15 protein-coding genes are annotated in these 18311 nt (G+C 70.4%); 4 read left to right on the forward strand and 11 right to left on the reverse strand.

Annotated features, from left to right (window positions below; translation table 11 throughout):
- Nucleotides 1-47: 47 nt before the first annotated feature.
- A complete protein-coding gene (locus PCA76_RS22490; protein ID WP_272619524.1) occupies nt 48-1751 on the forward strand; it encodes an ABC transporter ATP-binding protein in 1704 nt (567 codons plus the stop codon).
- An 85-nt stretch (nt 1752-1836) separates the two neighbouring features.
- On the opposite strand, the gene PCA76_RS22495 is transcribed toward PCA76_RS22490, so the two are convergent.
- The 5 genes from PCA76_RS22495 to PCA76_RS22515 are packed head-to-tail and all read right to left on the reverse strand — an operon-like array spanning nt 1837 to nt 6865.
- Nucleotides 1837-2766 carry a carbohydrate ABC transporter permease gene (locus PCA76_RS22495; RefSeq protein ID WP_272612463.1) on the reverse strand — a complete coding sequence of 310 codons (930 nt, stop codon included), beginning with the start codon at nt 2764-2766 and terminating at the stop codon, nt 1837-1839.
- Nucleotides 2766-3674 (reverse strand): carbohydrate ABC transporter permease, encoded by a 909-nt coding sequence (locus tag PCA76_RS22500; protein WP_272612464.1) that lies wholly within the window; start codon nt 3672-3674, stop codon nt 2766-2768. The genes PCA76_RS22495 and PCA76_RS22500 overlap by 1 nt, the downstream gene beginning before the upstream one ends.
- A gap of 18 nt (nt 3675-3692) precedes the next feature.
- Nucleotides 3693-5129 carry an N-acetylglucosamine/diacetylchitobiose ABC transporter substrate-binding protein gene (gene ngcE, locus PCA76_RS22505; protein ID WP_272612465.1) on the reverse strand — a complete coding sequence of 479 codons (1437 nt, stop codon included), beginning with the start codon at nt 5127-5129 and terminating at the stop codon, nt 3693-3695.
- Between the two features lie 27 nt (nt 5130-5156).
- On the reverse strand, nt 5157-5906 hold the full coding sequence (locus PCA76_RS22510) for an SIS domain-containing protein (RefSeq protein WP_272612466.1): 750 nt from the start codon (nt 5904-5906) through the stop codon (nt 5157-5159).
- Complete coding sequence (locus PCA76_RS22515; protein WP_272612467.1) at nt 5903-6865, reverse strand: MurR/RpiR family transcriptional regulator; 963 nt, start codon at nt 6863-6865, stop codon at nt 5903-5905. The genes PCA76_RS22510 and PCA76_RS22515 overlap by 4 nt, the downstream gene beginning before the upstream one ends.
- 205 nt (nt 6866-7070) lie before the next feature.
- Between PCA76_RS22515 and PCA76_RS22520 the strand changes: the two genes are divergently transcribed.
- Nucleotides 7071-8057: an N-acetylglucosamine kinase gene (locus PCA76_RS22520; protein ID WP_272612468.1), complete on the forward strand. Its 987-nt coding sequence runs from the start codon at nt 7071-7073 to the stop codon at nt 8055-8057.
- 247 nt (nt 8058-8304) lie between these two features.
- Here PCA76_RS22520 and PCA76_RS22525 read toward each other — a convergent pair whose 3' ends face one another.
- The 3 genes from PCA76_RS22525 to ngcE (PCA76_RS22535) form a co-directional block, all read right to left on the reverse strand.
- Nucleotides 8305-9210, reverse strand: coding sequence for a carbohydrate ABC transporter permease (locus tag PCA76_RS22525; RefSeq protein WP_272612469.1), 906 nt, complete (start codon nt 9208-9210; stop codon nt 8305-8307).
- A complete protein-coding gene (locus tag PCA76_RS22530; protein WP_272612470.1) occupies nt 9207-10115 on the reverse strand; it encodes a carbohydrate ABC transporter permease in 909 nt (302 codons plus the stop codon). The genes PCA76_RS22525 and PCA76_RS22530 overlap by 4 nt, the downstream gene beginning before the upstream one ends.
- Nucleotides 10116-10177: 62 nt before the next feature.
- Complete coding sequence (gene ngcE, locus PCA76_RS22535; RefSeq protein WP_272612471.1) at nt 10178-11593, reverse strand: N-acetylglucosamine/diacetylchitobiose ABC transporter substrate-binding protein; 1416 nt, start codon at nt 11591-11593, stop codon at nt 10178-10180.
- A gap of 193 nt (nt 11594-11786) precedes the next feature.
- Between ngcE (PCA76_RS22535) and PCA76_RS22540 the strand changes: the two genes are divergently transcribed.
- Entirely contained in the window at nt 11787-13211 is a 1425-nt protein-coding gene (locus PCA76_RS22540) for an acyltransferase family protein (protein WP_272612472.1), read from the forward strand.
- Here the strand turns inward: PCA76_RS22540 and PCA76_RS22545 are convergent.
- Together PCA76_RS22545 and PCA76_RS22550 are read right to left on the reverse strand one after the other, a co-directional pair.
- Nucleotides 13183-14670 (reverse strand): CoA-acylating methylmalonate-semialdehyde dehydrogenase, encoded by a 1488-nt coding sequence (locus PCA76_RS22545; RefSeq protein ID WP_272612473.1) that lies wholly within the window; start codon nt 14668-14670, stop codon nt 13183-13185. The two genes, PCA76_RS22540 and PCA76_RS22545, sit on opposite strands and share 29 nt — an antisense overlap.
- Nucleotides 14667-15965, reverse strand: coding sequence for an aspartate aminotransferase family protein (locus PCA76_RS22550; protein ID WP_272612474.1), 1299 nt, complete (start codon nt 15963-15965; stop codon nt 14667-14669). Before PCA76_RS22550 ends, PCA76_RS22545 begins: the two co-directional genes overlap by 4 nt.
- A 211-nt stretch (nt 15966-16176) precedes the next feature.
- On the opposite strand from PCA76_RS22550, the gene PCA76_RS22555 reads away from it, so the two are divergent.
- On the forward strand, nt 16177-17202 hold the full coding sequence (locus PCA76_RS22555; protein ID WP_272612475.1) for a hypothetical protein: 1026 nt from the start codon (nt 16177-16179) through the stop codon (nt 17200-17202).
- 62 nt (nt 17203-17264) lie between these two features.
- On the opposite strand, the gene PCA76_RS22560 is transcribed toward PCA76_RS22555, so the two are convergent.
- Nucleotides 17265-17966: a Tat pathway signal sequence domain protein gene (locus tag PCA76_RS22560; RefSeq protein ID WP_272612476.1), complete on the reverse strand. Its 702-nt coding sequence runs from the start codon at nt 17964-17966 to the stop codon at nt 17265-17267.
- Nucleotides 17967-18311 lie beyond the last annotated feature (345 nt).

Consider the following 18311-nt stretch of genomic DNA (forward strand, 5'->3'; position numbering starts at 1 on the left):
GGCTGCCGGTGGCCGACCGCGGCACCGTACGCCGGGCGTTGCGCGACATGATCAGCCGGCATCGCCGCGCGGTCGGGATCGTGCTGGCGCTGCACAGCGCCGCCGCGGTCGCCGGCCTCGCCCCGCCGTGGCTGCTGGGCACCATCGTCGACCGGGTCACCGCGGGCGCGGGCGTGGCCACGGTGGACCGACTGGCACTGGCCATTGCCGGCTGCGTCCTGGTCAGCGCGTTGCTCTCCCGATACGCCCAGTACGCCGGTCACCGCTTCGGTGAACGGGCCGTCGCCGAACTGCGCGAGGAGTTCGTCTCCCGGACTCTGGGGTTGCCGGTCTCGGTCGTCGAGCGCGCCGGCTCCGGAGACCTGGCCACCCGCAGCTCGGTCGACGTGGCGACGGTCGGGACCACCGTCCGGGACGTGGTGCCCACCATCGTCATCGCCTCGGTGCAGTTGACGTTGCTGTTCGGTGCGGTCTTCCTGCTTCATCCGCTGCTCGGGCTGGCTGCGTTGGCCGGGCTCCCCTCGATCATCGCGGTGACCCGCTGGTACCTGCGGCGGGCCAGCTCCGCGTACCTCACCGAGGGTGCGGCGGCGGCCGAGCTGACCGAGACGCTGACCACCACCGCCGAGGGCGCCCGCACGGTGGAGGCGCTGCGGCTGGCCGACGACCGGATTCGGCACGGCACCACCCGCATCACCCTGGTCTGGTCGGCCCGACGGGCCACCCTTGCGCTGCGTACGGTGTTCTTCTCGATCGTCGAGGCCAGCTATCCGCTGCCGGTCGCCCTGGTTCTACTCGTCGGCGGCTACCTGCTCTCCAGGGACATGGTCTCGCTCGGCGCGGTGGTCGCCGCCGCGCTCTACCTGCAACAGGCGATCGACCCGTTGGACCGGCTGCTGCAGTGGACAGAGCAGGCGCAGCAGGGCTTCGCGTCGTACGCCCGGGTGCTCGGCGTCGGCCTGGTCCCGCCGGAGCCGCCCGGCACGACGGCCACGCCACGGGGAGAGCGGCTCGTCGTACGCGGGGCGAGGTTCTCCTACAACGACGGGCCGGACGTGCTGCACGGTATCGACCTGGAGGTGCAGCCCGGTGAACGGTTGGCCGTCGTCGGTCCGTCGGGTGCCGGCAAGTCCACCCTGGCCCGACTGTTGGCCGGGATCGACGCGCCACGGCAGGGCGTCGTCAGCATCGGCGGTTGCCCGGTCACCGACCTCGACCCCGCCGAGCGGCGCCGCCGGATCGCCCTGGTCACCCAGGAGCACCACGTCTTCATCGGCTCGGTGCGCGACAACCTCTCCTTCGCCGCGCCCGACGCCTCCGACGAGCAGATGCGCGCCGCGCTGATCACCGTGGGCGCCGACTGGTACGCCGAACTCCCCGACGACCTGGACACCCAACTCGGCGACGGGGCCCGGCAACTTGGCGCCGCCGAGGCCCAGCAGCTCGCGCTGGCCCGGCTGGTGCTCGCCGACCCGCACACGCTGATCCTCGACGAGGCGACCGCCGCGCTCGATCCGACGACCGCCCGTCGTACCGAGCGGGCGCTGGCCGCCGTGCTGGTCGGGCGCACCGTCATCGCGATCGCACACCGGCTCAACACCGCCCACGACGCTGACCGGGTGGCCGTGCTCGCGGACGGCCGGGTCACCGAGATCGGCAGCCACGACGAGCTGGTCGAGGCCGGCGGGGCGTACGCCGCTCTGTGGCACTCCTGGCACACCCACGCGCAGGAGCGCCCCTCACCGAAGTGACCGGAAGGGCCCCTTGTCGCACCCACAGACGGGGTGTCAACAAGGGGCCCTTCCTCTGCGACAGGCGTTACTGAGTCGCCCTTGCCTACTTCACCGCGCCGGAGGTGAGGCCGGCCTGGATCTGCCGTTGGAAGACCGCGTACACGATGATCATCGGGAGGATGGCGATGGTCAGCGCGGCGAACAACCCGGACCAGTCGGCCTCGTAGCCGGCGTTCACCGAGATGTCCGCGATGCCCTGGGTGAGCACCCACTTGTCCTTGGCGTTGGAGAGCAGCACCAGGGGAAGTTGGTACTGCGCCCACTGACCGATGATGTTGAAGATCGCGACGCTGATCAGGCCCGGCTTCGCCATCGGCATCATCACCTGGAAGAACAGCCGACTGTGTGAGCAGCCGTCGATCATTCCGGCCTCGGCCACCGACGACGGCAGCGTCTTGAAGAACGCGGCCAGGAAGAACACCGTGAACGGCAACGAGTACGCCGTGTAGACGAGCACCACACCGGTGTGGGTGTCCAGCAGACCCAGGTTCTTCACCACGAAGAACAGCGGCACCAGGGCCAGGAAGACCGGAAAGGCCAACCCGGAGACGAACAGGTAGTAGACCGCCCGGTTGCCCCAGAACTTATAGCGGGCCAGCACGTACGCGGCCATCGAGCCGAGCAGCATGGTGAGGAACGTGCTGCACGACACCACGATCACGCTGTTGATGAAGTACCGGCCGACGTGCGCCTTCGTCCAGGCCCGCCCGAAGTTCTCCCACCGCAGCTCGGCCGGGAGCGTCCACGGGCTGCTGAAGATCTCGCTGGTGTTCTTGAACGCGGCGAGGAAGGTCCAGAGGATCGGCACGATCACGATGACCGCCCACACGGCGAGCGCGATGTGCCCCAGGCCGGCGAAGAGCCGTACCTCCGAGCGAGGGTCCTTGCGCCCCGGCCCGGCGGGGGCGGACGGGTCGCCGGTCTTCGGCGGCAGCGCCGCCGGTGTGGGCGGCAGCGTCGACTGCGGGTTCATCAGTACTCCACGCTTTCCCGCTTGGTGAGCCGCAGCGTCAACGCCGCGAAGGTGAGGGTGAGGAAGAACAGCGCCACGCCCATCGCCGAGGCGTAGCCGTACTTCGAGTAGACGAACGCGTTGCGGTAGATCTCCATGGCCAGGACGGTGGTGGCGCCGTCCGGGCCGCCACCGTCCACCGAGAGCACCGCCACGATGGCGAACGCGTCGAACGCCGCGATCCCGAGGTACACCCAGGCCACCTGGAGGGTGTCCCACAGCAGCGGCAGGGTGACCCGGAAGAACAGCGTCACCCTCGTCGCCCCGTCCATCTCGGCGGCCTCGTAGATCTCACCCGGGATGGAGGCCATTCCGGCCGAGAACAGCACCACGTAGAAGCCGACGGCCTGCCAGACCAGCACCGCGAGGATCGACCAGAGGGCCAGGTTCGGACGGACCAGGAAGAGGATCGGCTCCAGGCCGAACTTCATGAGCACGCCGTTGATCAGGCCGGACTCGTTCGGCCGGTACACCATCTGGAACAGCACCGCGATGATGGCCACCGCCAGGACCTGGGGGAAGAAGAACACCACCCGGTAGAACTTCGCCCCCCAGACCCCCTGGCGCTGCCCCCCGCTGCTCTTGCCGCCCACGTTGAGCAGGAAGGCAAAGAACAACGCGATGGCGATGGTGATCAGCGGCAGGGCAAGCAGCAGTACGCCGTGGTGCTGGACCGCCTTCCAGAAGGCCCCGTCGTCGAACAGCCTCCGGTAGTTGTCGAAGCCCACCCACTGCGGGGCGGAAAGCCCCCGCCAGTTGGTCATCGAGATCTGGAACGCCTGCGCGTACGGCCAGATCACGAAGGTCACGTACAGCGCGACCGGGGCGAACAGGAACCCGATCACGAATGGATACTTGCCGTGCCGCATGACCCTAGCTCCGATCGATCAACGCTTGAACTTGGCGACCGAGCTGTCCTTCTTGATCGCGTCGGCGCGCTTCTGGATCCGCTCCACGAAGGCGTCCGCGTTGATCCGGCCGAACATCAGCTCGTTGGTGGCGGTACGCGCCTCCGTGTCGAGCTCCTTGTACCAGCCGTCGAAGTACAGGTTGAACACGTCCTGGCCGGCCGCCTTGAGAGCGGCCTGCGAGCTGGCCACACCGGGCGGGAAGGCGAAGCCCTCCGAGCCGGCGGTGACCACGGTCGGGGCCTTGACCACCTCGGTGAAGCCCTTCGCGCCCGCCTTGGACAGCATCTGGCGCATGTACTCCAGACCGCCCTTCGGGTTCTTGCTCTTCGCCGAGACGAAGTAGCCCTCACCCGCGGTGGCCCGCAGCGCCGTGGCCGGCAGCTTGTCCGAGGCGGACATGCTCGGCACCGGCATGAGCTGGTAGTCGAAGCCCTCCGGGGTGTCCTTCTTCTGCTCGCCCTCCAGCCAGTCACCGCTGGGGTACATGGCCACCTTGTACTGGTTCTGCCGCAGCTGCACGTCAGTGTGCTTCAGGCCCTCGAAGCTCTTGTCGCTGAACTTCGCCCCGACCTCGGCCCACGCGGTGGCGGCCTGCTTGACGGCGTCCTGCTTCCAGGCGCCGTCCTCCAGGTTGTCGATGTTCTTCAGCACGTCCACGCCGCCGATCTTGGCGGCGTGGGTGAGGATCACGTTCCACTGGTAGTAGGCCGCGTTCGCCCCGGCGTAGCCGTACGGGGTGATGCCCTTGCCCTTGATGGCCGTGAGCAGAGTGATGAACTCTTCCCAGGTCTTCGCCGGCGCCCAGCCGTTGTCCTTGAACAGCTTGCCGGAGTACCAGATACCGAACACGGTGGAGACGTAGTACAGGACGTACGGCTTGCCGTTGAACGAGCCCGCCTCGATGGTGCCGGGCACCACCGTGTCGCGGACCTTCTTGGCCGGGTCGTCGACCGACGGCGCGTCCCACAGCTCGGTGAGGTCCTGGAGCTGGCCGTCCGCGACGAGCGCGCCGAAGTCCATCAGCTTCTCGCCCGAGTTGTTCACGAACTCCGGCGGGTTGCCGGACGCGAACCGCGGCTGGAGCACGGTGGAGACGGCCTGGGTGGCCTGGTGCTTGATCTCCGCCTTGGGGAACGCCGTCTTGTAGAGCGGCTCGTGCACGTCGGTGGCGTACTTCTCGCCGTAGCCGCCGTTGAAGATGACCACCTCGATCGGGGCGTCCTCCTTGACGCCCAGCGGGTTCTTCTCGCTCTTGGTGCCGCCGGCGACCTGCTCGTTTTCCTTGTCGCTGCCGCTGGTGGCGCAGGCGCTGAGCAGTCCGATGGCCGGAGTGGCGAGCATGCCCACGGCGGCGGCGCGACGAAGCACCGTGCGACGGTCGAGTGCGACCGGGTGTTCGGGGGTAATCGACATCGTCGTCTCTCCTTGTGGAATTTCGGGTCAGGCGGTGCGCCGGAGACGCCCGGCGTACCGCGACTCGAGGGCGATGTTGTGCTCGTCCCCGCCGGGGACGTTGGCGGAGAGGTAGATAGGGGGCACCTCTCCGGCCTGGTGGAACCGTCGTACGACCTCCGCGGTCAGCAACTGCGCCAGCAGCGCCGTGGTGACCGAGGAGACCGCACAGACCGCGCCGCCGCCCTCGAGCGGCAGCAGTGCGTCGCCGTACGGCGCGCCGTTGTCCAGCACGACGTCGGCGAGGTCGGCGAGCCGTTGGCCGGACGGGTGCCGTGGGGCGACCCGTGCGGTGTGCTCGACCGAGGTGACCGCGATCAACGGGTGACCGCGCTCGGTGACCAGCGCCGCCAGCTCGACCACCGAGCCGTTGATGCCGGACTGGGACGCCACCACGAACACGTCGCGCGGCTGGGGTGCCGCGAGCGCGTAGATCTGGTGGGCGATGGAGGGGTCGCGTTCCAGCTTGGGGTCGGCGAGCACGTCGCGTGGAGCGTCGCCGTGCACCACCAGGTCCCGCACCGAGAGCCGGTTGGTGGGGACCAGGCCGCCGGCCCGGGCGACCAACTCGGCGGCGAACGCCTCGGAGTGCCCGGCGCCGAACGCCTGGAGCACGCCGCCGTCGCGCAGGCTGTCGGCGATCAGGTCGGCGGCCCGGGTGATCCCGTCGGCCTCCGAGTCGAGCAGCCGGTCGAGCACCGGGCGGACGGCGTCCGCGTACCCCTGGGCGCTGATCATGAGTGGGCTCCCTTCGCGGCCTTGTGCCCGTCGACGGCCTGCGCGGTGCGCTGGAAGGCCGCGTGCGCGCGGTCGTGCGTGCGTTGGGCGACGGCGATGTAGAGCAGGTCGAGCACCACCAGCTGCGGGTGGCGGGCGGAGAGCGCGTCCGGCCGGAAGGTGGTCGCCTGGCTGGCGGTCAGCAGCACGATGTCGGCCAGCTCGGCCAGCGGTGAGCGGGGGAAGCCGGTGAGCGCGACCGTGGTGGCACCCCGGCTGCCCGCCTCCGCGAGCATCTCGATCGTTTCGCGGGTCTGCCCGGTGTGCGAGATGCCCAGTGCCACGTCGCCCGCCCGCAGCAGCGCGGCGCTGGCCAGACCCTCGTGCACGTCGTTCCAGGCCCACGCGGCCACCCCGATGCGGTGCAGGCTGAACTGCATCTCCTCGCCGACCAGCGCGCTGCCGCTGGCGCCGAAGATGTTCACCCTGCTGGCGCCTGCGATCGCCACCGCGGCCCGCTCCACCTCGACGAGATCGAGCAGGGTGGCGGTGTCGTGCATGGCCCGGGTGTCGGCGGCCATGATCTGGCCGAGCACCCGGGCGAGCGGGTCGCTCGGCTGAATCTCGCGTCCGATGTCGACGGTCCAGCCGGCTGAGCGCGCCCTACCGGTCTCGGAGGCGATGCCCAGCCGCAGGTCCGCGTATCCCTCGAAGCCCATCGCCCGGCAGAAGCGGGTGATGGTCGCAGGTGAGGTGCCGCTTCGCTCGGCCAACTCGACGATGGTGGAGCGGGCAGCGGCCTCCGGGTCGCTCAGCACGTGCTCGGCGACCCGGCGCAGGGCGCCGGTCAACTCACCCAGCCCGTTGCGGACGCGGGCCAGCACCCCGTCGGAGGCTGATCCGAGGGCGTTTCGCCGGTCGATCGCGTCGGCGTCGACCACCGCGGTCCCCGCAGCGGTGTCCACCTCGTGATCAACCATCAGACGCCTCAGCTTTCCGGAAGGGGTGTTAACTGTTAGTGGTAAAATTTCTTACTGAACGACCGTCTATGTCAAGACCGTGGGCGAAGTTTTCAAACTGTTACCTGGCGCACAACCTGCCGCGCCGGCCAGATCTTGCCCCGTACGACGTCTCCGACCAGCATGAACAGGCCCGTTCGTCGCGCAGCCCAAGGAGACCGTGCCGATGCCCGACACCGTCGTGATTGGCCTCGACATCGGCGGCACGTCCACCCGGGCAACCGCCCTGACCCTCACCGGGCAACGCGTCGGCACCGGCCGCGCCGGCGGCGGCAACCCCACCAGCCACGGCGCGGAGCGCGCCGCCGTCGAACTGTTGACGGCGCTCCGCGAGGCGCTCACTGACCTCGACCCGTCGCGGGTGGTCGCCGGCACCATCGGGTTGGCCGGGGCGGGCCGACTCCTCGCCGACCCCGCCGGGCGGACCGCCTTCGACCAGGCCTGGCACGACGCCGGCCTGCGCTGCCCGTACGCGGTGCACGGCGACGCCCTGGTCGCCTACGCCTCCGGCACCGCCGCACCGGATGGAACCGTGCTCATCGCCGGCACCGGGGCGATCACCGCGCAGGTCCACGATCTGCGGCTCGACCGGATCGCCGACGGCCACGGCTGGCTCCTCGGCGACGCCGGCTCAGGCTTCTGGCTCGGCCGCGAGTCAGTGCGCCGACTGCTCGCCGACCTGGACGCCGGCCGCACGCCCGGCGCGCTGGCCACGGCGGTGCTCACCGAACTGCTCGGCGGTGCCGAGATCGCCGCCAACCCCAGGGCCACCGTGGACGCCACGATCCAGGCCGTGACCCGGCGACCCCCGGTCGAACTGGCCCGGCTCGCGCCACTCGTCGTGACCGCCGCTCACGACGGCGAGCCCGTCGCCATCGCACTGATCGCCGAGGCAGCCGCCCACCTCGCCGAGAGCATGAGCCGAATCCGCCCCGCCGGGGCGGCGACACCCATCGTGCTCGGCGGCGGGCTACTCACCGCGGACACCCCGCTGGCCACCGCGGTCCGCACCGAGATCGCCCGACACTGGCCGGACGCGCCGCTGCGGACCGCCGGTGACGGGGCCGCCGCCGCAGCTTGGCTCGCCGCCCGCGACCTACCCGAGGTCACCGACCCGGCCGCCCTGCACGCCCGACTCTTCCCGACCCCCTGACCGCCCACCCCGCCACCCCGTCCCACGCCCGGGCTGGGCTGGGCTGGGCCATGATCGTGCTTGATCCTGGAAGTAGTCCCCACCTCGCGCCACGAGGCCACTACATCCTGGATCGAGCACGATCACGCCGCGCACGCGCCCCGCGCACGCCGCCCCACAGTGCAAGATCCGCGGGATCGGGACGCGGAGGCGCGGCGGCCTTGGCGATCAGGATCGGTCAGCGTTGCGACCGGCCCGGCGGGTCGCGTTACTTGAGCTGGCCTGCGGTGAGGCCGGCCTGCACCTGCCGCTGGAAGGCGACGTAGACCGCGAGCACCGGCAGCACTGCGATGCTGAGCCCGGCGAAGAGCCGCGCGTAGTCGCCGGCGTAGCCCTGACTGACCGAGAGCGCGAACAACCCCTGCGCCAGCATCCACTTGGATTCGTCGCCCTGCATGAGCACCTGCGGCAGCAGGAACTGGTTCCAGTGGCTGAGGAAGTTGAAGATCGCAACACTGATCAATCCCGGACGCGCCATCGGCAGCATTACCCGGAAGAAGAGCCGGAAGTGACCGCAGCCGTCGACCATCGCGGCCTCCGCCACCGAGGTCGGCAGGGTCCGGAAGAACGCCGTCAGGAAGAACACCGTGAACGGCAGCGAGTAGGCCGCGTACACCAGGATCAGCCCGGCCCAGGTGCCGAAGAGTCCGGCGTTGCGGACCACGAAGAAGAGCGGCACCAGGGCGAGGAACACCGGGAACATCAGGCCGCCGACGAACAGGTAGTAGACGACCTGACGGCCGCGGAACTCGTACCGCGCGAAGACGTACGCGGCGGTGGCGCCCATCAGCATGGTGAGGCTGACCGAGCCGGCGACCACCACGAGGCTGTTGAGGAAGTACCGGCCGATGTGCGCGCCGGTCCAGGCCCGCGCCCAGTTGTCCAGGTGCAGTGCCCCCGGGAGCCCCCAGGGGTCGGCCAGGATCTCGCCGTTGGTCTTGAACGAGCTGATGAACATCCAGAGCAGCGGCAGCACGGTGAGCAGGGCCCAGAGCAGCAGGAAGCCGTGCGAGAGGGTGTTGGCAACACCGAGTTCCCGGCGCACCGGGCGGTCCCGACCGGCGGTCGACGCCGGCGCCGCGACGGGTCGGGTGGGCTGATCCAAAGTGGTCACGAGTACTCGATCCGTTCGCGCCGGCCGACCCGCAGCGACAGCACCGCCACCGAGAGGGTCAGGAAGAACATCACCACGCCGATCGCGGAGGCGTAGCCGAACTTGGTCTCGCTACCGAAGGCGGTGTCGTACATCCGTACGCCGATCACGTCGGTGGAGAAGTTCGGGCCGCCGTTGGTCATGAGCTGCACGAGGATGAACCCGTCCAGGGCGAAGATGGCCAGGTAGACCCAGGCGACCTGGACGGTGTCCCAGAGCAGGGGCAGGGTGACCCGACGCAGCGTGGTGAACCGGGACGCGCCGTCGAGCAGCACGGCCTCGTAGATCTCCTTCGGCACGGCCGACATCGCGGCGCCGAACAGCACCACGTAGAAGCCGACATTGCTCCAGACCATCACCGCCAGCACGCACCAGAAGGCTGTGGCCGGGTCGCCGAGCCAGGTCGGCGCGGACAGGCCGATCCCGTGCAGAGCGGCGGTGAGCAGCCCCTGGTTGGGGTGGTAGACCTCCTTCCAGAGCAGCGCGATGATCACCACGGAGAGCACCTGCGGGAAGAAGTACACCGTGCGGTAGAGCGCGCCGCCGCGTACCCCGGTGACCCCGGCTCGGCCCTTGCGGCCACCCATGGCGAGCATGGTGGCGAAGAAGAGCCCGAGCACGATGGTCAGGACGGGCACCAGGGCCAGCAGGACCGCGTTGTTCTTCAACGCGTTCCAGACGTAGTCGTCGTGCCAGAGGGTCTTGAAGTTCGCCAGGCCGACCTGGTTGGCGTCGGGCGAGTAGCCCAGCCAGTCGGTGGTGGAGATCTGAAACGCCTGCAGGTACGGCGAGACGACGAAGACGACGTAGAGCAGGACCGGCGGCACCAGGAAGGTGACGATCAGCGGCCACTTGCCATGTCTCACAGAGAGGACCTTTCCCCGGGATGCGGCCGGTGGGGGTGGACCCACCCCCACCGGCCGGGCTGTCAGGCCGCTCGCTTGTACTTCTTGATCGAGCTGTCCTGGGCGATCGAGTCGGCGCCCTTCTGGCACTGCTCGAGGAACTCCGCCGGGCCGATCCGGCCGCTGAAGAACTCGCCGCACGCGGCGTCGACGAGGTTGCGCTCCAACTTGCGGTAGTAGTTGTTGTAGACCCAGTTGAAGCCGTTGGCGCCGGACGCGTCGAGCGCCTTGACCACGGTGGTCAGCCCGTACGGCAGCTCGACGCCCTCGGTGGCGCCGGCGACCACGGTGAGGCTGGCGACCTTCTTCGTGAAGTCCTGGGCGCCCTTCTTGGACAGCATGGTTCGGAAGTACTCCAGGCCACCGGCGACGTTGCTGGCCTTGGCCGGCACCATGAACGGCTCACCGGCGGTGCCCCGGATCGCCTCGAACGGCAGCTTGTCGCCGCTGCCCAGGCTCGGGGTGGGCGCGATGGTCATGTTGAACCCGGCCGGGGTGACGTCCTTCTGCTCGCTCTCCAGCCAGGAGCCGCAGGAGATGAAGGCAGCCTTGCCCTGGCACCAGGCGGTCTGCGACTGCTTGTGGTCCAGGCCGGGCGAACCTTCCAGGATGAACTTGTCCTTGACGATCTGGTGCCACGCGTCGGCGGCGGCCTTCATCGAGTCGGACTTCCAGGCGTTCGGTTCCAGGTTGTCGATCGCGGTCGCCACCGACGGGCCACCGAGCTTGATCGCGGTGGCGATCAGCGGCCAGCTCATGTAGCGCGGGTGCAGCCCCGCGTACGTCCAGGGGGCGATGCCCGCGGCCTTGATCTGCTTGCAGAGCGCGATGTGCTCTTCCCAGGTCTTGGCGTACTCCCACTTGCGCTCGGTGAACAGCTTGTTGGAGTACCAGATGCCGTACGCGGTGTAGGTGTAGTTGAGCACCAGGAACTTGCCGTCGTACGACCCGACCTCGACCGCGCCGGGCAGCAGGGTGTCCTTGACCGTCTTGCCGGGCACGTCGAGGCTCGGGGCGGCGAGCAGCTCGCCCAGGTCGGTGATGGCGTTCTGGCTGACCAGTCCGTTGAAGTCGATCTGGCCGGCGCCGGAGTTGTTGACCACGTCCGGTGGGGTGCCGTCGACGAAGCGCGGCTGGAGGGTCTTGCTGATCTCCTGGGTGGCGGAGTGCTTGATCTTCGCCTTCGGGTACTTCTCGGTGTACATGGCCTCGTGGGCCTTGGCGTACTCCTCGCCGAACCCGCCGCCGAAGATCACGACCTCGAGTGGTGCGTCCTCCTTGACGCCGAGCGGATTCTGCTCGCTCTTGGTGCCCTTGTAGGTCTCGGCATCGTCCTTGTCACCACCGCCGCCGGTGGCACAGCCGGCCAGTAGGCCGGCGGCGGGGGTGGCCAGCAGGCCGGCAGCGGCGCTGCGCCGCAGAATGTCACGCCTGTTCATCGGTTCTCCTCGGGTCGGGTCGGGCGGACCGCCGGTGATGGGGGGAAGGCGTCCACCGCGCGAGGCGCGTTGATTCTCTTCAGTTCACGTGGTGTTGCTGAAGAATTTCTACGACAGCGGGGCCCGGACTTCAAGTCCTGAGGGTCGAACCGTTATCACCACCGGCCACCCTCGGGTCGCCTAGCCTGGGGCGATGCGCCGTCTGCGCGATCTCGCCGACCGCACGCCGGCGGGACGGGAACGGTACGTCGACCTACTCCGCGCGCTCGCCATCACCATGGTCGCTATCGGACACTGGGGTGTCACGGTGATCGGGCGGGACGCCGCCGGCCGACCCACCGGGCACTCCGCGCTCGGTGACCTGCGCTGGGCGTACCCGCTGACCTGGGTGGCCCAGGTGATGCCGATCTTCTTCCTGGTCGGCGGCTACGCCAACGCCGCCTCGCTGACCCGCCTGCGGGCTCGGGGCGGCGACGCAGCCAGTTGGCTGCTCGACCGCAGTGCCCGACTGGTCCGCCCCACCAGCACGCTGCTGCTCGTGCTCACCGCCGCAGCGGCGGCGGCCCGGCTGCGGGGCGTCGACGACACCCAGGTCCGCGAGGTGTTCTGGTTCGCCACCATCCCCCTGTGGTTCCTGGTCGCCTACCTGGCCGTGGTCGTGCTCACCCCACCGATGTACGCGCTGCACCGCCGTTTCGGCCTGGCCGTCCCGCTGGTGCTGGTCGCCCTGGTGGGCCTCGGCGACCTCGGTCGGCTGACCGGGCCGGAAGAGCTGAGCTACGGCAACTACCTGTTCGGTTGGCTCGCCATCCATCAGCTCGGCTTCGCCTGGCACGACACCCGCGCCGCGCCGCCGGCCGCCGGTCCGACCCCGCCACCGTCCGCAGAGAGCGACGCCGCCGGGCCGTCCGCTCCCGACCATCCGGGGTTACGCCGGCGGCGGCTGCCCACCTCCCGACGGGCCGGGCTGGTGTTCCTGGCCGGCGGGCTGGCCGCTCTACTGCTGCTCACCGGGCCCGGCCCCTGGCCGGTGGCCATGCTGCACGTGCCCGGCGAACGCCTGGACAACGCCAGCCCGCCCAGCCTCGCGCTGCTGGCCGTCGCCACCGCCCAGCTCGGCCTGGTCCTGCTGCTGCGCGGCCCGGCGGGACGCCTGCTACGCCGCACCGGCCCGTGGCAGTTGGTGATCGGGGTCAACCTGGTGGTGCTGACCATCTTCCTCTGGCACCTGACCGCCGCGATCCTGCTCATCGGGTTGCTCGACGCGACCGGGACGCTGCCCACCCCGGCGGCCGGCTCGGGTGCCTGGTGGGCGTGGCGAGTCCCCTGGCTGCTGCTGCTCACTGTCGTCCTGGCGGTGCTCGTCGCCATTTTCGGGCCGGTGGAGGCGCGCAGCGGCCGGCACCGCACCCGCCGGACGGGCCCGGGCGGCACCACGGCCCGCGCGGCGCTGACCGTGGCCGGGTACATCGCCGTGGTGGTCGCACTGCTGATCAACAGCGCGACTCCGGAGCGGGCGCCGGAGCCGCTCGGCACGCCCGTCCCGGCGCTGCTGGCGTACCTGGCCGGGGCGGGCGTGCTGCGGCTGCTCAGGTCTGGGTGGGGAACCCGAGGTTGACCCCGCCGTGCCGCGGGTCCAACCATCGACTGGTGACCACCTTGCCCCGGGTGAAGAACCGCACCCCGTCCTCGCCGTGGGCGTGCAGGTCACCGAAGAGCGAGGACTTCCAACCGCCGAACGAGTGGTACGCCATCGGCACCGGGATCGGCACGTTGATGCCGACCATGCCCACCTCCACCTCGTGCTGGTAGCGCCGGGCGGCACCGCCGTCGTTGGTGAAGATCGCCGTGCCGTTGCCGTACGGGCTGGCGTTGACCAGGTCCACCGCCTCGTCGTACGAGTCGACCCGGACCACGCTGAGCACCGGGCCGAAGATCTCGTCGGTGTAGATCGACATGTGCGGGGTGACCCGGTCGAACAACGTCGGGCCGAGCCAGAAGCCCTCCGGGTCGCCGTCCGGCGTCATGTCCCGCCCGTCGACGACCGGCACCGCACCGGCGGCCACCCCGGCATCCACGTAGGCGCGCACCTTCGCCGCGTGCGCCGCGGTGACCAGCGGTCCCATGTCGCAGCCCCGCCGGCCGTCGCCGGTACGCAACCCGGCCATCCGCTCGGCGATCCGTTCCACCAGCGCGTCCGCGACCGGCTCCACCGCCACCAGCACCGAGATCGCCATGCACCGCTCCCCCGCCGAGCCGAAGCCGGCGTTGACCGCGGCGTCGGCGGCCAGGTCCAGGTCGGCGTCCGGGAGCACCACCATGTGGTTCTTCGCCCCGCCGAGGGCCTGCACCCGCTTACCGGCGGCGGTGCCACGCTGGTAGACGTACCGGGCGATCGGCGTGGAGCCGACGAACGACACCGAGCGCACCTCCGGGTGCTCCAGCAACGCGTCGACGGCCTCCTTGTCCCCGTTGACGACGTTGAGCACCCCGTCGGGCAGGCCCGCCTCGGCGAACCACTCGGCCAGCAGCAGCGCCGCGCTCGGGTCCTTCTCGCTCGGCTTGAGCACCACCGCGTTGCCGCAGGCCACCGCCACCGGCACGAACCACAGCGGCACCATCACCGGGAAGTTGAACGGGGAGATCACCGCGACCACCCCGAGCGGCTGGCGGATGGTGTACGAATCGACCTCGGTGGACACGTTCTCGCTGAAGGCGCCGCGCAGCGCCGACGGTAGGCCGCACGCGTACTCGATGACCTCCAGGCCGCGCTGCACCTCACCGGCGGCGTCGGCGAGGACCTTGCCGTGCTCGGCGGTGATCACCTCGGCGAGCCGGTCCCGGCGGGTGTGCACCAACTCCCGAAAGGCGAACAGCACCGCAGACCGCTTCGCCAGCGAAGCATCCCGCCAGGACCGCGCCGCGCGGGCGGCGGCCTGCACCGCGACGTCCACGTCCGTGGTCGAGGCCAGCTCCACCTCGGCGGTACGCCGACCGGTCGCCGGATCGAACACGTCGCCGCGACGTTCGGACGTGCCGCCGACGCGCTTACCGTCGATGAAGTGGCCGATGCTCATGCCGCCACCCCCGCCGCCGAGCGGATCGCGTCGACGAGGATCGCCAGGCCCTCGCGGGCCTCGTCCTCGGTCAGTGTCAACGGTGGACCCATCCGCAGCACGTTGCCGTACAACCCGCCCTTGCCGGCGAGCAGGCCGCCTTCCCGAGCGGCTTCGAAGACACGGTTGGTCAGCGCCGGGTCGGGCTCGCTGGTGCCCGGCCGGACGAACTCGACGCCGAGCATCAGCCCCTTTCCGCGTACCTCAGCGACGCAGTCGAGCCCGCCCACCGCGGACCGCAGGCCGTCGGCGAGGATCGCGCCGACGCGGGCCGCGTTCGCCTGGAGGTCGTGCTCGATCAGGTAGTCGAGCACCGCGTTGCCGGCCGCCGTGGAGATCGGGTTGCCGCCGAAGGTGGAGAAGCTGATCGCCGGCACCGACTCCAGCACCTCGGCCCGGCCGACCACCCCGGCCAGTGCGAACCCGTTGCCGACGCCCTTGGCGAAGGTGAGCAGATCCGGGGTGACGCCGTGCGCCTGATAACCCCAGAAGTGCTCCCCGGTGCGCCCCCAACCGGTCTGCACCTCGTCGGCGATGAACAGGATGCCGTGTTCGTCGAGGACCTTCTTCCAGCCCGCGAAGAGGCCGTCCGGCGGGTGCACGAAACCACCGACACCCTGGATCGGCTCGGCGATCAGCGCGGCCACGTCACCGGAGGTCTGGGTGGCCAGCACCTCGCGTAGGTCCTCCACCGCCGCGTCGACCTGCTCCTCGGCGCTCAGCCGCGCCAGCAGACCGCGCACCCGGTCGCCCGAGTGCAGCCAGGCCACCTGGAGCGGGTTGAGCGCGCTGGCCGACCAGTTGCGGTTGCCGGTGACGCCCATCGCCGCGTACGACCGGCCGTGGTAGCTGTTACGCACGGCCAGGATCTGGTGCGAGCGGCGGTAGTTGGTGGCAACCAGCAGCGCCGCCTCGTTCGCCTCGGTGCCGGAGTTGGTGAAGAACACCCGGGCGTCCGGGATGCCGGAGCGCTGCGCGATCTTCTCGGCCAGCTCCACCTGCTGGCGGATCAGGTAGAGCGTCGAGGTGTACACGACGCCGGTGGCGAGCTGACGCTCCACCGCCTCCCGGATCTCCGGAATGTCGTAACCGATCATGTTGGTCAGGACGCCGCCGAAGAAGTCCAGGTAGCTGCGGCCCTGCGCGTCGGTGACCCGGCGACCCGAGCCCGACACCAGCTCGATCGGCTCGGCGTAGTACAGCGGCATCCAGGACGGGAGCACAGCCCGGTGCCGGGCCAGCAGGTCGTCGGTCATCGTGGCAACCCTTCAGCGGCGTTCGCGGATACCGCACGCTCCCACCGCTGGCCAGCATGGACAACTGCCACTGTGTAGCGCAGGGCGCGCCCGCTCCTGACAGTGCGTCAGCCGGCGGAACCGAACGCGCCGAGCAGAACCGGGACGGCTCTGGCCAGGCTGACGGGTCAGCCTGGCTCGGGCCGTGCGCTCCGATCGGTACGATCCGGCGGTGCCCGAACTCCCCGACCCGCCACGGCCAGGGCCGGTGCGCACCGGGCCGGTGCTCGTCGGGCCGGGCGTGCCGCTGCCCGCCGGGACCACGGATGCGTCGGCGCTGATCGACGGGATCGCCGGGTGGGTTGGCGCCGACCCGCTGCGCCGGCTGGTCGACGGCTTCGGCGGCAGGTGGCCGGCCGGCGACCTCGCCGACACGCTCCGTTTCCTCGACGACTTCTCCGCCGCGCACTGGGACTTCCGGGGTGGCAGGGAGAGGCCCGACGCCCGGGAGCCGGATCTCGATTCGGGCACCGTCGAGCTGGTACGCGCCACCGCCACCGCGCTCGGGCTCGTCCGGCCCGTGCCACCAGCCCGGCCCTCGTACGCCCACCTGGTGGTGCTGGGCGGCTTGGCACACGCCTGCCTGGGTCGCGTCGCGTACGCCGCGCACCTGCTGGGCGGTGGGCTGGGGGTGACCGGCGAGGTGGCGGTGCTGGGCAGCTTCCGCCCGCTCTCCGACCTGGAGCACCGGACGTTGGCCGAGGTGGGGGTGCCCGGCTGCGCGACCGAGGTGGACGCCCTGGACGCGGCGGTCCGGCTGGCGTTCGAGGTGAGCGCCCCGGCCGTCGAGGACGGGATCGACGCGGGTCACCCGCACCATTCCTGGTCGTCGCGCACCTATCTGCCGGCCGGTCTACCGCCGGTGCGCGTACTGGCGGCGCCGTCGAGCGAGCCGCAGCGGCGGCGGGCCCACACCGCGGACACCCAGCGGTTCTGGGCCGGGCACGTCCGGCTCGCCCCCGACGACGCGGTGCTGCTGGTGACCGCGCCGATCTACGTGCCGTTCCAGCACTGCGACGCGCTGCGCACCCTGGCCGTGCCGTACGGCTGCGGGATCGACACCGTCGGGGTCGACCCCACCCTGGCGGACCTGGCCCGGCTGCCGGAGCAGACGCTCAGTCCCGGCCGCTACCTGCAGGAGATCCGCTCGGCGATCCGCTCGATGCGCGCCCTGCACACGGAGCTGGCCGCCGGCTGACCGGCGCACCGGGGAGGGCCGGCGCACGGCGGATCGCCGCGCACCGGCCCCGTGGACCGTGCTCAGTTCACGTAGACGGCGGCGTTCCCCTTGGTGCTGTCGCGCACCGGCGAGTAGGTCGCCGAGAAGTACGCGGTGCCGAAGCAGAGGGACGGACCGGAGAACTTGGTGAACGGCTGGTTGGTGAAGGTGATCGAGTTGGTCGTGTTGACCGCCGCGCCGGTGAGGCTGTTGGTGCTGGTCCGGTAGACGCAGGTGATCGTACCGAGCAGGGAGCTCAGCACGACGGTGCTCTGGACCGGCGCCGCCGTGGTGCCGGAGATCTTGACGACGCCGGCGCTGGTGACCGAGGTGGCGTACGGCAGGTTGTTGAGAGCGATGCTCTGCACCCCGGTGGTGCCGAACACGTTGGTGGTGCAGCTGCCGAAGCTCTGGGCGGTGAGGCTCTCGGTGGCGGTGCCCGGGGCGATCGGGTTGGTGAGCACCTTGGCGCTGAAGCTGGACGCGGCGCACTTGATCCCGGTGGTGCCGGAGGTGGAGTTGTAGAAGGTGCCGTTGGTGCCGGTCTTGAGGCTGGCCTGGATGATGTCGTTGACGGCGACGGCGGTGCCTCCGGCCGTGGGGTAGGTCAGCACGTTGCCGGCGAGCGCGGCCGACGTGTCGGCGGAGGCTGGCGTGGCGGCGGACGCTGGCGTGGCGGCTACGAGACCGGTCAGCAGCGCGAGGGCCACGAGGCCCCCGCCGATTCTTCCGTACCTGAGCATGGTTTTTCCTTCCGCGGTGGGACGGGGAACGAGCGGACCGCACAGGCGGTCACCGCCGGGCGGGGACGCCCGAGCGGGAATTGTGGCCATCCGTGGTGGACGGCGGTGGTGGAGGTGCCGGACGGCCGTCGGGACCGGCCGGCGGTGGTGGAGGTGCCGCCGTCAGTGGGCGGGCCAGCGTGGCGCATTGCGGCGGAGCCGCTTCACCTGCGCCTTTTCGGCCTTGGGAGGGCGCTCGTGTTCGGCGATAATGACAGCCATCGAGCCCTCCTTCGACGAGTCAGGGCGACCATCCGGGGAGATCACCATAGGTAACTGGACACCAACCGAGCGTGAAGAAAGTTA

The sequence above is a fragment of the Micromonospora sp. LH3U1 genome, from assembly GCF_028475105.1.
In the GTDB taxonomy this organism is placed as follows: Bacteria; Actinomycetota; Actinomycetes; order Mycobacteriales; family Micromonosporaceae; genus Micromonospora.